The organism is Methylotenera sp. (genome assembly GCF_029945535.1).
GTDB lineage: Bacteria > Pseudomonadota > Gammaproteobacteria > Burkholderiales > Methylophilaceae > Methylotenera.
In genome coordinates this window covers 90102-104049 of sequence record NZ_JAQSCU010000013.1, presented here as the reverse complement: position 1 = coordinate 104049, position 13948 = coordinate 90102, and the positions used below count along the sequence as shown (strand labels likewise).

At 43.3% G+C, this 13948-nt stretch carries 14 protein-coding genes; 7 read left to right on the top strand and 7 right to left on the bottom strand.

Features of this window, described 5'->3' with window-relative positions; translation table 11 throughout:
* Positions 1–82 precede the first annotated feature (82 nt).
* The 5 genes from lysS to PSU72_RS08280 all read right to left on the bottom strand — a co-directional run bounded on the left by lysS (position 83) and on the right by PSU72_RS08280 (position 4956).
* Positions 83–1627, bottom strand: coding sequence for a lysine--tRNA ligase (gene lysS, locus PSU72_RS08300; RefSeq protein ID WP_300431859.1), 1545 nt, complete (start codon positions 1625–1627; stop codon positions 83–85).
* Between the two features lie 2 nt (positions 1628–1629).
* Positions 1630–2734 (bottom strand): peptide chain release factor 2 gene (gene prfB / locus PSU72_RS08295; protein WP_300431858.1). Its coding sequence is split into 2 segments (ribosomal slippage): positions 1630–2652 and positions 2654–2734, totalling 1104 coding nucleotides; the frame shifts between segments, so codons are not numbered across the junction.
* A 67-nt stretch (positions 2735–2801) separates the two neighbouring features.
* Entirely contained in the window at positions 2802–3896 is a 1095-nt protein-coding gene (locus tag PSU72_RS08290) for a hypothetical protein (RefSeq protein ID WP_300431857.1), read from the bottom strand.
* Positions 3890–4306, bottom strand: a complete 417-nt coding sequence (arsC, locus tag PSU72_RS08285; RefSeq protein WP_300431856.1) for an arsenate reductase (glutaredoxin) — start codon at positions 4304–4306, stop codon at positions 3890–3892. The genes PSU72_RS08290 and arsC overlap by 7 nt, the downstream gene beginning before the upstream one ends.
* Positions 4303–4956 (bottom strand): MIP/aquaporin family protein, encoded by a 654-nt coding sequence (locus PSU72_RS08280; RefSeq protein WP_300431855.1) that lies wholly within the window; start codon positions 4954–4956, stop codon positions 4303–4305. The genes arsC and PSU72_RS08280 overlap by 4 nt, the downstream gene beginning before the upstream one ends.
* A gap of 184 nt (positions 4957–5140) precedes the next feature.
* Between PSU72_RS08280 and PSU72_RS08275 the strand changes: the two genes are divergently transcribed.
* The 7 genes from PSU72_RS08275 (at position 5141) to phoU (ending at position 11582) form a co-directional block, all read left to right on the top strand.
* Complete coding sequence (locus PSU72_RS08275; RefSeq protein ID WP_300431854.1) at positions 5141–5797, top strand: DUF47 domain-containing protein; 657 nt, start codon at positions 5141–5143, stop codon at positions 5795–5797.
* A 10-nt stretch (positions 5798–5807) separates the two neighbouring features.
* Positions 5808–6809: an inorganic phosphate transporter gene (locus PSU72_RS08270; RefSeq protein ID WP_300431853.1), complete on the top strand. Its 1002-nt coding sequence runs from the start codon at positions 5808–5810 to the stop codon at positions 6807–6809.
* A 150-nt stretch (positions 6810–6959) separates the two neighbouring features.
* A complete protein-coding gene (gene pstS, locus PSU72_RS08265) occupies positions 6960–8009 on the top strand; it encodes a phosphate ABC transporter substrate-binding protein PstS (RefSeq protein ID WP_300431852.1) in 1050 nt (349 codons plus the stop codon).
* Positions 8010–8112: 103 nt separating this feature from the next.
* Positions 8113–9132: a phosphate ABC transporter permease subunit PstC gene (pstC, locus tag PSU72_RS08260; protein ID WP_300431851.1), complete on the top strand. Its 1020-nt coding sequence runs from the start codon at positions 8113–8115 to the stop codon at positions 9130–9132.
* A complete protein-coding gene (pstA, locus tag PSU72_RS08255; RefSeq protein ID WP_300431850.1) occupies positions 9129–9986 on the top strand; it encodes a phosphate ABC transporter permease PstA in 858 nt (285 codons plus the stop codon). The genes pstC and pstA overlap by 4 nt, the downstream gene beginning before the upstream one ends.
* A 17-nt stretch (positions 9987–10003) precedes the next feature.
* Complete coding sequence (gene pstB, locus PSU72_RS08250) at positions 10004–10786, top strand: phosphate ABC transporter ATP-binding protein PstB (protein ID WP_300431849.1); 783 nt, start codon at positions 10004–10006, stop codon at positions 10784–10786.
* 91 nt (positions 10787–10877) lie between these two features.
* The gene (phoU, locus tag PSU72_RS08245) at positions 10878–11582 is read left to right on the top strand and encodes a phosphate signaling complex protein PhoU (protein ID WP_300431848.1); all 705 of its coding nucleotides are present in this window, start codon (positions 10878–10880) and stop codon (positions 11580–11582) included.
* 76 nt (positions 11583–11658) lie between these two features.
* Here the strand turns inward: phoU and glmM are convergent, their stop codons facing one another.
* Positions 11659–13014 carry a phosphoglucosamine mutase gene (gene glmM, locus PSU72_RS08240; protein WP_300431847.1) on the bottom strand — a complete coding sequence of 452 codons (1356 nt, stop codon included), beginning with the start codon at positions 13012–13014 and terminating at the stop codon, positions 11659–11661.
* 53 nt (positions 13015–13067) lie between these two features.
* A complete protein-coding gene (gene folP / locus PSU72_RS08235; RefSeq protein WP_300431846.1) occupies positions 13068–13925 on the bottom strand; it encodes a dihydropteroate synthase in 858 nt (285 codons plus the stop codon).
* Between the last annotated feature and the right edge of the window lie 23 nt (positions 13926–13948).

The window sequence follows — 13948 nt, the reverse complement described above, 5'->3', positions numbered from 1 at the left end:
CATTTAAAAAAATATATGACGTAAAAAAACCGCAAGCTAATTTTTTCAGCTTGCGGTTTTTATCATGTCTTCTACATCTAACTTAAGATTCAGCGCGCATGTGCGGGAACAAAATTACATCACGGATACTTGCACTGTCGGTAATCATCATGACTAAGCGATCAATACCGATACCGCAACCGCCTGCTGGTGGCATGCCGTATTCCAAAGCACGAATAAAGTCCGCATCATAGAACATTGCCTCATGGTCACCCGCTTCTTTGGCTTTCATTTGCGCATGGAAGCGTGCGGCTTGGTCTTCCGCATCGTTCAACTCGCTGAACCCGTTTGCAATTTCGCGACCAGTCACAAACAATTCAAAGCGCTCGGTGATTTCTGGATTTTTGTCTGAGGCACGCGCCAATGGTGAAACTTCAACTGGGTAGTCGATGATATAAGTTGGCTCCCACAATTGGCTTTCAGCAGTTTCTTCAAACAATGCCAATTGCAATGCGCCTAAACCAGCGTGATCAAAAGGTTTTGTACCATGTTTAAGGATTTCAGCACGCAAGAAAGCTTCGTCGTTTAACTGCTCAAGCGTGTATTGTGGTGCGTATTTTTGAATAGCGCCAACAATCGTTAAGCGTTGGAATGGCTTGCTTAAATCTAGCTCACGACCTTGGTATTCCAGCACTGCAGTGCCGCGTGCTGCGATGGCTGCGGTACGAATACAGTTTTCAGTAAAGTCCATCAACCATTGGTAATCAGTATAAGCCGCATAAAATTCCATCATGGTGAATTCTGGATTATGACGAACGCTCAAGCCTTCGTTACGGAAGTTACGATTCACTTCAAACACACGCTCAAAACCGCCAACAACTAGGCGTTTCAAATATAACTCTGGGGCGATACGCATGTACATTTGCATATCTAAAGCATTGTGATGCGTAATGAATGGCTTAGCTGAAGCACCACCCGGAATCGGGTGTAACATCGGCGTTTCAACTTCTAAAAATTCATTTTGAATCATAAAATTACGAATCGCAGAAACGACTTTGCTACGTGCAACAAAAGTCGCACGTGTTTCTTCGCTAGTAATTAAATCTACGTAACGTTGACGATATTTAACTTCTTGATCTTGCAAACCGTGGAACTTCTCTGGCAACGGGCGTAAAGATTTTGTCAGCAAACGGATTTCAGTGACTTTGATTGAAAGCTCACCAGTTTTAGTTTTAAATAAATGGCCCGTTGCACCTAAAAAGTCACCCAAATCCCAATGTTTAAATTGCTCATAGACTTCCTCGCTGATCATGTCTTTGGCGACATAAAGCTGAATACGGCTGCCTGCATTTGCGCCGCTACCATCTTGTATGGTTGCAAAGCTAGCCTTACCCATCACACGCTTCAACATCATACGACCAGCCACTACAACGTTAACTGGTGTAGCTTCAAATGCCTCATTTTCTTGATTTGCATAGGCTGCGATTAAATCAGCTGCTTTATGTTGCGGCTTAAAATCGTTAGGAAACGCTACGCCACCTGTGGCTTCACGAATGGACTTTAGCTTCTCACGACGCTCTGCAATCACGTGGTTTTCGTCTACGGCGACTACTTCATTATTTTGCTGGTTATTCTCTTGGCTGCTCATTCTTAAACTCCCTGCTTCAAACTGACTTGTATAAATGGGTCAAGGTCGCCATCAAGCACGCCTTGCGTATTACCAATTTCTACATTGGTACGTAAATCTTTAATGCGGCCTTGGTCTAACACATAAGACCTGATTTGATGCCCCCAACCAATATCGGTTTTAGCATCTTCAAGCGCTTGTTTGTCTGCATTGCGCTTGTTTAGTTCTAGGTTATACAACGCGCCCTTAAGCATATTCATCGCTTCATCGCGATTGCGATGTTGTGAGCGGTCATTCTGACACTGCACCACAGTATTAGTAGGAAGATGGGTAATACGCACCGCAGAATCAGTCTTGTTAATATGCTGACCACCCGCCCCACTGGCGCGATAAGTGTCGATACGCAAGTCAGCTGGGTTAATATCAATTTGAATTGAATCATCGACTTCAGGGAAAATCTGAACGCTGGCAAATGAAGTGTGGCGTTTGGCGTTGCTATCAAACGGTGATTTACGCACCAAGCGATGCACACCATTTTCTGTTCTTAAAGTGCCGTAAGCATAGTCACCAGTCACCTTAATCGATGCGCCTTTGATGCCTGCTACATCGCCATCAGACTCTTCTAGCACTTCAACTTTAAAGCCTTTGCGTTCGCAATAACGTAGATACATACGGAGCAGCATAGCCGCCCAATCTTGCGCTTCTGTACCACCACTGCCCGATTGAAATTCGATAAAACAGTTATTTGGATCTAACTCGCCAGAAAACATACGGCGGAATTCCATCTCAGCGACCTGTTTTTCTACCGCTTGTGAATCGACATCTACACTTAATAAAGTGTCATCATCGTTTTCTTCACGCGCCATTTCAAATAGCTCGCGACTATCGTTTAAACTGCTTTCAACTGCCTGTAGACTGTGCACGACAAGCTCTAATGCACGCTTTTCTTTACCTAATGCTTGGCTTTTTTTGTTGTCATCCCAAACTTTCGGGTCTTCCAACAAGCCATTAACTTCTTCTAGACGCTGAGACTTAGTCTCAAAGTCAAAGATACCCCCTAAGGTCGTTGTTGCGCTCGCCTAAGTCGATTAGACGATTAGCGATGATATTGAGTTGTTCGGCTTCCATAATGGTTTCTACAATGACTTGCGATGCGATTGAAAGCGAATATTATACAGCAAAACACACCCCTTTTTTACTCTACTCCGACGCACCAAGCGCCATCATGATAAACCACTTGCTCGTCTAAAGTGACTCGTTCAGTGACGGCAAATACATCGATATGATACTTTCCATCACCGCGTTTAAAGTTAGGTTTGCCATAAACGCCATGTTTAGCGCCTAATGACAAATGCACGCCGCACATGCGTTCATAACTACCGATGTCACTCACAGCGCGGTCTTTGGTAAATGCACGATTCAACCCAAAACCAATTTCGCGTAGCCAGACGACTTGCTCGTCAGCGCGAATATTAGCCAATACAGCATCAAACTCTGGTGTGCTATCTTCAGTGGCGACTACTTGTCCATTTTCAACAATCAAAGTGATGGGTTTATCTGGACGATTGACTATGTACTGCGTGTCGCCAAAAGCGAAAATGCGAACACGACCGTGCACAGCTTCTAGGTCAAGCGCCTCGGTAAATACTTCACCGATGGGGAATTGCCCGCCTACATTCTGCATCTCGCTGTAATCGCCTATATTGAGCTTGGCAGATTCAAACGCTGAACCAAACATCAAGCGAGCATCCAAAAACTGATCTCCGCCGCTGTCTAGACATCCATACTGAGCTTTGTCAATGATAGCTTTGAGTTGCTCACCTACTCCACGAAAATATACAGGATCATACGCCAGCGCATCAATGTAGTAGCCCATTTCAGCGCCTACCATACGACTCAAATGCGGATGCTCAATAACTTTGAGTCCGCGCTTGAATAATTCAACACGAATGCGAAAAGCCTCCAGCCTGAAGTTGGTCGATTGAACGAGCACAACCAAGTCTGAGGCGACTAAACCAGACAATACAGCTAACACGGCATCTGGTGTGTGTGTGTCAAAGTCAATCAATTGTGCATTTGGCAGGCAACGTCTATAAGCCTGTGTCAAAGCAATGGCTAGTTCGCAACGTGTATCAAATACCACCACCGCATTGTGTGGCGCAGCGTGGTGGAATACATGCGTCAATAGTTCGCCGATATTGTTTTCTGCTACGCAAGCATTGTCCGCAGCCAAACTATAACTCTCGCCATCAATCGAAGAGCTCACAATAGTGCTTGGATTGACTAACAAGTTTTAGTCGCCATGCTAATTACTTCACCATCTTCTTTAGTAAAAGTACCAATATTTGGATTTTCCAGAATATCGAACACCAATTCAGATGGGCGGCATAATTTCACACCTTTATCAGTCACCACAATTGGTCGGTTGATGAGAATAGGATGCTGTAGCATGGCGTCTATCAAAGCGTCATCCGACAAGCCAACATTATCTAAACCTAACTCAGCATAAGGCGTACCCTTTTCGCGGATAAGCGCACGTACGTTACCACCCATGGCTACGATAAGCTCAACTAAACGCTCGCGACTTGGCGGACTCTTGACATACTCAATCACTTCAGGCTCCGCACCACTGGCGCGTATCATAGCCAAGGTATTTCTAGAAGTTCCACAGGATGGATTATGGTAAATAATGACGCTCATTTAAAGTTAACTTTCATGATGATAAGCATTAACAATACCGCCACAATCTGTGCAGAAATAAAGACCCCAACATCTGCAGGCTGAATACCGACAAAGGTATTGGTGAGGCTTCTGGCGACGGTCACCGCTGGGTTTGAGAAAAAAGTGGATGATGTGAACCAGTATCCAGCAGTCACAGTTAAAGCAACTAACATAGGCACTTTGTCGCTGGCGTACTTAACTCCTAAACGAATCACTGTAAGCAATATCAATGTAGCAGTTAACTCACTAAGCCAAATACCAAAGCCAACACGTGGCTTGGTGGAGATTTGAATGAGCGGTAAAGTAAACATCATATGCACAAGCCACACACCGCTAATCGCCCCTAAAAATTGGGCGGTCACATAATTAAAGAGTGCTGAAAGACTTAATTTACCCTCACTCCAAAACATAATGCTGACCACGGGATTAAAATGCGCGCCCGAAATAGGCGCTAATAAGGTAATCAGCACATATAACCCACAGCCAGTGGCAATGCTATTGCCAAGCAAAGCAACGGCAGCATTACCAGCCGAAAGTGTGTCACCCATAATGCCAGAACCCGTAACTATCGCTAACAATAGCGCAGTACCAATAAACTCTGTTAAAACCAACGTTACTTTTTGATTCATAATTTCTCTATAGTCATTTATCTGTCATTAGTGTAAAAAATTTGAATGAATTATATCGTAAGATATTTAGTTATTTATGACATTAGCGCTCGCGGATTTAATCGTGGGCGGTTAAAATAGCAAAATAATAATTTTGAAATAAAATTGCAATAAATTTGTAATAAAAATATTGGGAGAATGAAGTATGGCAAATGCTGTTTTCGGCCGATTAATGGCTGCAATATCACCACGCAACGACAATTATTTTGTGTTGTTTAACAATTTAGCAGATAGCGCAGTGAAAGGCTCCAAAGTACTTGCCATGATGTCGGCAGTGAACGATCCAACTAAATTCGAAGAACATTTTGCTGAAATCAGAGCTATCGAATCGCAAGCGGATGAATACACCAAAGAAATTCTTCTCTCACTTCATAAAACTTATATTACTCCATTTGATCGCCGCGAAATTCGCGAGCTAGCCATGGCGCTAGACGACATTATCGACTACATGGAAGACATTCCACAAAGTTCTAAAATTTACGGTCACAGTGACTTCACCCCTGAAATGGTGGCATTAAGTCAAATCCTGTTACGTGCCTCCGAAAAAGTACGTGACGCCGTGAATATGCTTTCTGACATGAAAAATGCAGAACGCATTTTACGCACTTGTGAAGAAATCAGCGCGATCGAAGGTGAAGCAGATCACGTCATGCGTGCCGGTATGCGCCGCTTGTTTGATGAAGAATCTGACGCACGTAAACTGATTCGGTCAAAAGAACTTTATGATTTATTTGAAATGGCGGTTGATAGCTGTGAAGATGTAGCCGATGTAATCCACGGTGTCGTGCTAGAACGCATTTAAGGAGCACGGTATGGATCACGCAATCCTCATCATGGCGATGCTGGTGTTCGTTGCCCTCATATTTGACTTTATGAACGGCTTTCACGACGCGGCAAACTCCATTGCACTTATGGTTTCTACCCGCTTACTCACGCCGCAGGCAGCAGTAGTTTGGGCAGCATTTTTTAACTTAATCGCCTTTTTGTTTTTTGGGCTACACGTCGCAAACGTTGTTGGTAAAGGCATTATTTCTAAAGAAATTATTGATAACGCTGTGATATTTGGCGCACTAAGCGGCGCCATATCCTGGAATCTGATTACCTGGTGGTTTGGTATTCCATCTTCGTCATCGCATGCATTAGTGGGTGGCTTAGTTGGTGCTGGCGTGGCTAAAGCAGGTACTGGCGCTATTGTTGCCGAAGGCCTGATTAAAACATCAGTCGCTATTATTCTTTCGCCTTTATTCGGCATGCTGCTCGCGCTGATACTGATGGTGCTAGTGTTATGGATATACGAAAAATCATCGCCCTACCCAACTGAGCGCATGTTTAATAAGCTGCAGTTTGTATCATCATCACTTTACAGTTTAGGCCATGGTGGTAACGATGCACAAAAAACCATGGGTATTATTGCAGTTTTACTTTATGCCAACGGCTACATTCAAGGTGATTTCCATGTGCCATTCTGGGTAGTCATTTCTTGCCAGATTGCGATGGCATGCGGCACGCTGTTTGGTGGCTGGCGCATAGTCCGGACTATGGGGATGGGCATCACACGTATTCGTCCTTCTGGGGGATTCTGTGCACAAACGTCTGGTGCGATTGCCTTATTTATAGCCACTTCGCTTGGTATTCCTGTATCAACTACGCATACGATTACTGGTGCGATTGTGGGTGTTGGGCTATCAAGACGCGTTTCCGCAGTGCGCTGGGGTTTGGCATCTCGCATTGTTTGGGCATGGGTACTTACTATCCCTTGTGCAGGTTTAATTGCCGCAATTAGCTATCATTTTGGTAGCACATTCTTAAAATAAGTATCATTTAGTTTATTAAATTAAAAAGGGACTCTCAGAAGTCCCTTTTTTTATTTATAACGTTTCTTCAATTTGTCATTAAATTGTCATATTTGATTTCTAGAATGGTCATCAAGTTAAACCTACTCATGAAACAAACAGGAGAAATTAATGCAAGTTAGCAACTTTAATCTTAAGGCAGCTCTTTTAGCAGCGGGTCTTATCATCGCCCCTAGCGCATTCGCAATTGACATTACTGGTGCTGGTGCTACTTTCCCATACCCAATTTATGCAAAATGGGCTGAGTCATACAATGTTAAAACTGGCGTTAAATTAAATTACCAATCTATCGGTTCTGGCGGTGGTATTAAACAAATCACTAACAAAACAGTAGATTTTGGCGCTTCTGATAAACCATTAAAACCTGAAGAGCTAGAAAAAGCGGGCTTAGTGCAATTCCCAGCGGTTGTTGGTGGTGTAGTTCCTGTAGTAAATGTACCTGGCGTTACTGATGGCGAAATGCGCCTAAACGGTGAAGTACTTGCTAACATTTACTTGAAAAAAATCGTTAAATGGAATGACCCAGCAATTAAAGCACTTAACCCAAGCTTAGCATTACCAGATACAGCGATTACTGTAGTGCATCGCTCTGATGGTTCAGGTACATCTTTTGTATTTACTAACTATTTAAGCAAAGTTAGTAAAGAGTGGAGCGATAAAGTAGGTGCTGATACTTCAGTTGCTTGGCCAACTGGTTTAGGTGGTAAAGGCAACGAAGGTGTTGCTTCATACGCACAACGTATTAAAGGTTCAATTGGTTATGTTGAATATGCCTTCGCTAAACAAAACAATTTACCTACAGTAAGCTTGCAAAACCGTGATGGTGAGTTCACTAAACCAAGTATCGAAAGTTTCCAATCTGCTGCTAAATACGCTGAGTGGGAAAAAGCACCTGGCTTTTACGAAATTCTTACTAACGAACCAGGCAAAGCAACATGGCCTATTACTGGCGCTAGCTTCATCTTAATGCACAAAATACAAGATAAACCACTTAATGGCGCTGAAGTGCTTAAGTTCTTTGATTGGAGCTACACTAATGGTGCTTTGATGGCAAAAGGTTTGGACTACGTACCTATGCCTGACAACGTTGTAAAATTGATTGAAACTAGCTGGAAAACAAACATCAAAAGCAAAGATGGCGCTGCAGTTTGGACTAAATAGTTTTAAAGATAATAATTAAAAGTAGTCACTAAAGTTGGCAGGTGGAATATTAATTCCGCCTGCCAACAATATCAACTTAAACTCTGCTGAAGGAAATATAAAGATGGATACGTACGCCCCTTCAGCAGTTTTAAATGAACAAAACATCATTCGAGAATCAATTTCAATGCCGAATAGTCCACAAAATAAGAACATCGGAGCGACGCTAGATAAGCTGTTTCGCTACACCACCATGTTTTTTGCTTTTCTAGTTTTCATCTTACTGTTTGGCATTATTATTACCTTGTTAGTGGGTAGCCTGCCGGCATTAAAGATGTTCGGTGCATCTTTTTTCACAAGTACCGCATGGAATCCAGTCACAATTGACTTTGGTGGTGTGGTGCCTATTTACGGCACGTTTATCACCGCTTTAATTGCCATGCTCATCGGCATTCCAGTGAGCTTTGGTATTGCTATATTCATCACAGAACTCTCTCCTAATTGGCTTAAACGCCCGATTGGCGTAGCGATTGAACTACTAGCAGGTATTCCAAGTATTATTTATGGTATGTGGGGTTTGTTTGTGTTCGCACCTTTGTTTGCTGACCACGTGCAACCTTGGATGAACGATAACCTTGGTGCCCTACCTTTAATCGGCGCTTTATTTCAAGGCCCACCTATGGGTATTGGTATGTTCACCGCAGGCTTTATTCTCGCTATTATGGTGATTCCATATACAGCTTCAGTCATGAGGGATGTGTTCGAAATTGTGCCTAGTATGCTTAAAGAGTCTGCCTATGGACTAGGTTCCACCACTTGGGAAGTTATTTGGAACGTGGTACTTCCCTATACTAAAATTGGTGTGGTTGGTGGCGTCATGCTTGGTTTAGGTAGAGCGCTTGGTGAAACAATGGCGGTGACATTTGTCATTGGTAATGCCCACGAACTCTCCGCCTCACTCATGATGCCAGGTAATACGATTTCATCTGCGTTAGCGAACGAGTTCACTGAAGCAGTTGGTGATATTTACACCTCATCACTCATTACACTAGGTTTAACATTATTTGTGATCACATTTATTGTGCTGTCACTGGCTAAATTGTTATTGATACGCTTATCACTGCGTGAAGGGAAACAGTCATGAAAGGCCTTGATAACAAGCGCTACATGCGTCGTAAATTTGTCAACGGACTCACACTCAGCTTATCTGTTGGCACTGTCATCTTCGCACTTACATTCTTAATATGGATTTTATGGACATTGTTCAGCCAAGGTTTTAGCTACTTAACGCTGGATGTATTTACCAAAATGACGCCACCGCCTGGCAGCTCAGGTGGTTTGTTAAATGCCATCGTTGGTAGTTTATATATGGTGTTTTTTGCTACCGTCATCGGTACACCTGTAGGTATATTAGCGGGAACCTATCTTTCAGAATACGGAAAATCAGGCTGGTTAGCACCAACAACTAGATTCATTAACGACATCTTGTTATCAGCACCATCAATCGTCATCGGCCTATTTGTGTATGAAGTAGCCGTACATAGTGTTAACCACTTCTCTGGTTGGGCTGGCTCATTCGCCTTATCACTATTGGTGGTACCTGTTGTAGTGCGTACTACAGAAAACATGATGTCATTAGTGCCTAGTACACTGCGTGAAGCTGCAGCAGCACTTGGTGCGCCTTACTGGAAAGTCATTGTGAATGTCGTTTACAAATCAGCAAGGACTGGGATTTTAACAGGGCTACTACTTGCAGTTGCTCGCATCAGCGGCGAAACCGCACCGCTATTATTCACTGCGTTGAATAATCAGTTCTGGAGCACTGATATGAACCAACCAATTTCAAGTTTAGCGGTTGTGATTTTCCAATTCGCAATGAGTCCATATGAAGACTGGCAGCACCTTGCATGGGCTGGCGCATTACTCATTACCTTATTCGTGCTTGGCCTTAATATCTTGGCTCGCACGGTGTTTCGTCAAAATCAATCTCACAGTTAGTTTAGGATTACTTAAATATGTCCACGAGCATGTCAACGCAATCGCTTCAAGCGAAGATCTCAGCCAAAAACATGAATTTCTACTACGGTAAATTTCATGCGCTTAAAGATATCAATATTGATATTCCAGCAAGCCAAGTAACCGCTTTTATTGGCCCATCTGGCTGCGGAAAATCAACCTTGCTACGTACCTTTAACCGTATGTATGAGCTTTATCCTAAGCAGCGTGTGGAAGGAAAAATCTTGCTTGATGGCAAAGATATTCACTCAGCCGAACAAGATTTGAATTTACTACGCGCAAAAGTTGGTATGGTTTTTCAGAAACCGACACCATTCCCAATGTCTATTTATGACAACGTGGCCTTTGGTGTGAAGCTTTACGAGAATTTATCAAAATCCGAGATGAATGACCGTGTTGAATGGGCGCTGCAAAAAGCCGCCATTTGGAATGAAGTAAAAGACAAACTTCATCAAAGTGGCTCTGGTCTATCTGGTGGTCAACAACAGCGCTTGTGCATTGCCCGTGGCGTAGCTGTAAAACCAAATGTATTGTTGCTTGATGAACCATGTTCTGCGCTAGACCCAATTTCTACAGCGCGTATTGAAGACTTAATTCATGAGTTGAAAAAAGAGTACACCATCGTTATCGTGACGCATAATATGCAACAAGCGGCACGTGTGTCAGATTACACCGCATATATGTACTTGGGCGAGCTGATGGAGTTTGATCAAACCAATACGATTTTTACGCGCCCTAGCCGTAAAGAAACAGAAGATTACATCACAGGTAAATTCGGCTAATTTTTAGTCGCTCATTTGTTTAGTTATAAGTTGCCAAACCAATGATATTTTTAATATGTTTTATCGAGCAAGGTTTTTAAAGGAATAAGTGATGGTATCTGAACATATCTACAAACAGTACGACTCAGAATTAGAATCAGTACGTGCCAAAGTACTTGAAATGGGATCACTAGTTGAGCAGCAGATTGTTGATGCTTTGGAGGCATTAACCACATCAAACGCCAAGCTAGCTAAACGAGTCATTAATAACGACCACCAAGTTAACGCGCTTGAAGTACAAATTGACGAAGATTGCAGCCATATTATTGCCTTGCGCCAGCCTGCTGCTGGAGATTTACGCATGGTACTGATGATGATTAAAACCATTACAGACTTAGAGCGTATTGGTGATGAAGCTGCAAAAGTTGCACGTCTAGCATTAAAATCAAGCGAAACTGACCGCATGTGGACGCCACGTTTTGCAGAAATCAAAACTATGGCTAATCTAACGCGTGAAATGTTGCACATGTCACTCGATGCATTCGCGCGCTCAGATGCTACAAAAGTTTTACCGATTGCGCAAATGGATGAGCAAGTGGATGGTCAGTACCAAATGACTATTCGTCAACTGATTACATTTATGCTCGAAGACCCACGTACTATTTCAATGTCACTAGAAGTGTTATTTGTCTCCAAAGCGATTGAACGCATCGGCGATCACGCAAAAAACATCTCTGAATATGTTGTTTACATGGTAAAAGGTAAAGACGTACGCCACACTACAATTGAACAGATGGAAGCAGACGCGAATAGCTAGTCTCGCTAACAAACGTCATTAAAACGGAGTTTGGCTAATCACATTAGCCAAACTCCAATCTACAGTTAAGTTTCTTTTAACTCGCCACAGCCCTGACTACTTCAGCAATTTCTTCCGCTAATTTTTGTACCAAAGCGCTATCTTGCCCTTCCACCATCACTCGAATTTTAGGTTCCGTACCTGAAGCTCTGAGTAAAACACGACCTGTTCCATTTAACTCATCCTCAGCTTTTTTAACAGCATCTTGAATTTTTGGTATCTCTAAATCAAGCTTAGTCTTAGTGGTAACATTAATGAGCACTTGAGGATAAAGCACCAGCTCCGCGTTCATTTGAGTGAGCGTTTTACCGCTTTGCTTTAAGGCATGCAACACTTGCAGCGCGGCGATAATCGCATCGCCACTGGTGTGCTTATCCAGCGTGAGGATATGGCCTGAGTTCTCGCCGCCTAACTTCCAGTTGTGTTCGTTCAACAACTCCAACACATATCGATCACCCACTTTGGCGCGAGCGAATGGAATTTGATGTTTTTGCAAAGCATGCTCTAATGCAAGGTTGGTCATGAGCGTACCCGCAACGCCGCCGTTTAACGCACCCTCTGCTTGCAAACCTACAGCAATAATGTAGAGCAGTTGATCGCCGTCTAATAAATCACCTTGTGCATCGACCATCATCACACGGTCACCATCGCCATCAAATGCTATACCTAAATCTGCTTGATATTCAAGTACTGCCTTCTGCAATGCTCGCGGGTGCGTTGTGCCGACCTGCTCGTTTATATTAAGCCCATCAGGCTTATTGCCGATGCATACAATTTCTGCACCTAGCTCATGAAATACATTCGGTGCCACATGATAAGTCGCACCATGTGCGCAATCCAACACGATTTTTAAACCGCGCAAGTCTAAATCGTTAGGAAAAGTACTTTTGCAAAACTCAATATAGCGCCCTGCTGCATCGTCTATACGGCGCGCTTTACCTAGCTGGGCTGACTCCATCACCTGCATAGGTTTTTCTAGCTCAGCTTCAATGGCATGCTCAATATCGTCGGGCAGTTTTGCACCTTCACTTGAGAAGAACTTGATGCCGTTATCGTAATAAGGATTATGCGATGCTGATATCACTATGCCAGCCTGCGCACGCAATGCGCGTGTGAGATAAGCGACAGCAGGCGTTGGCATTGGTCCGGTAAGCAATATATCCACGCCAGCGGCGGACAATCCAGCCTCTAATGCGGCTTCTAACATATAGCCAGAAATACGTGTATCTTTGCCGATTAATACAGCGGGATGTGCGCCCTTTGCAAGATTACTATTCACAGAAGTGAGTACTTTACCTGCGGCATAACCCAGACGCATCAAAAAATCTGGAGTAATGGGATGTTCGCCTACCTTGCCGCGAATGCCATCAGTACCAAAGTATTTTTTACTCATTATGTATCCTACTTTATTTTAGTTTTTAGAGCGTCTGATTAACAGCGTTTTATTTATTGAATAGCTGTCACAACTTTAAGCGCATCTACGGTCGCCTTCACATCGTGTACACGTAATATTTTAGCGCCTTTCATAGCTGAAATGACTGAGGCCGCAATGCTTGCATATAAGCGCTGCCCTTCATCTGCACCAGTAATAGAACCAAGTACAGATTTACGTGATAATCCAACGAGTAAAGGCAAGCCGATTGCATCTAACGCATCCAAATGTTGAATGAGTGCAATATTATGCGCGCGTGTTTTACCAAAACCAAAACCAGGATCTAGCAGAATACGGTTTTTAGCTATGCCATGTGCCAGTGCTGCATTCATTCTATCCATTAGAAACTGCTTAACTTCGCTTACCACATCAACATAATGCGGCTCTAACTGCATGGTTTGAGGTGTGCCTTGCATGTGCATCAAACAAACGCCTACGTTGCTTTGTGCCACAATCTCTAGCGCATTCGGCTCTTGCAGAGCACGCACATCATTCACGATGTCAGCACCTGCCGCAATTGCTTGGCGCATGACTTCGGGTTTATAGGTATCAATTGAAATAGGTACGTTGCAAGACTTGCTTAAAGCTTCAATCACCGGAATCACGCGCTTGAGTTCTTCGTCTAAACTAACAATTGCCGCACCCGGACGCGTAGACTCACCGCCTATATCTAAAATATCAGCGCCTTCAGCTATAAGCTTTAAAGCATGCTCAACAGCTAAATCAGTGGATGAGAATTTTCCGCCATCAGAGAAAGAGTCAGGCGTCACATTCACAATACCCATGACATGTGGGCGATTAAGCGTAAGTTGATACTTGCCGCATGAGAATTCTTGCTGTGGTCGAATGTATGATTGAGAGTCAGATTGCATACAGCATTATACTTAAATTTTTG

Coding starts and splice junctions, on each gene's coding strand:
- pstC (WP_300431851.1), top strand. CDS start 8,113: ATGGATACGTACGCCCCTTCAGCAGTTTTAAATGAACAAAACATCATT.
- arsC (WP_300431856.1), bottom strand. CDS start 4,306: ATGAGCGTCATTATTTACCATAATCCATCCTGTGGAACTTCTAGAAAT.
- phoU (WP_300431848.1), top strand. CDS start 10,878: ATGGTATCTGAACATATCTACAAACAGTACGACTCAGAATTAGAATCA.
- pstS (WP_300431852.1), top strand. CDS start 6,960: ATGCAAGTTAGCAACTTTAATCTTAAGGCAGCTCTTTTAGCAGCGGGT.
- glmM (WP_300431847.1), bottom strand. CDS start 13,014: ATGAGTAAAAAATACTTTGGTACTGATGGCATTCGCGGCAAGGTAGGC.
- PSU72_RS08275 (WP_300431854.1), top strand. CDS start 5,141: ATGGCAAATGCTGTTTTCGGCCGATTAATGGCTGCAATATCACCACGC.
- PSU72_RS08270 (WP_300431853.1), top strand. CDS start 5,808: ATGGATCACGCAATCCTCATCATGGCGATGCTGGTGTTCGTTGCCCTC.
- pstB (WP_300431849.1), top strand. CDS start 10,004: ATGTCCACGAGCATGTCAACGCAATCGCTTCAAGCGAAGATCTCAGCC.
- PSU72_RS08280 (WP_300431855.1), bottom strand. CDS start 4,956: ATGAATCAAAAAGTAACGTTGGTTTTAACAGAGTTTATTGGTACTGCG.
- lysS (WP_300431859.1), bottom strand. CDS start 1,627: ATGAGCAGCCAAGAGAATAACCAGCAAAATAATGAAGTAGTCGCCGTA.
- pstA (WP_300431850.1), top strand. CDS start 9,129: ATGAAAGGCCTTGATAACAAGCGCTACATGCGTCGTAAATTTGTCAAC.
- folP (WP_300431846.1), bottom strand. CDS start 13,925: ATGCAATCTGACTCTCAATCATACATTCGACCACAGCAAGAATTCTCA.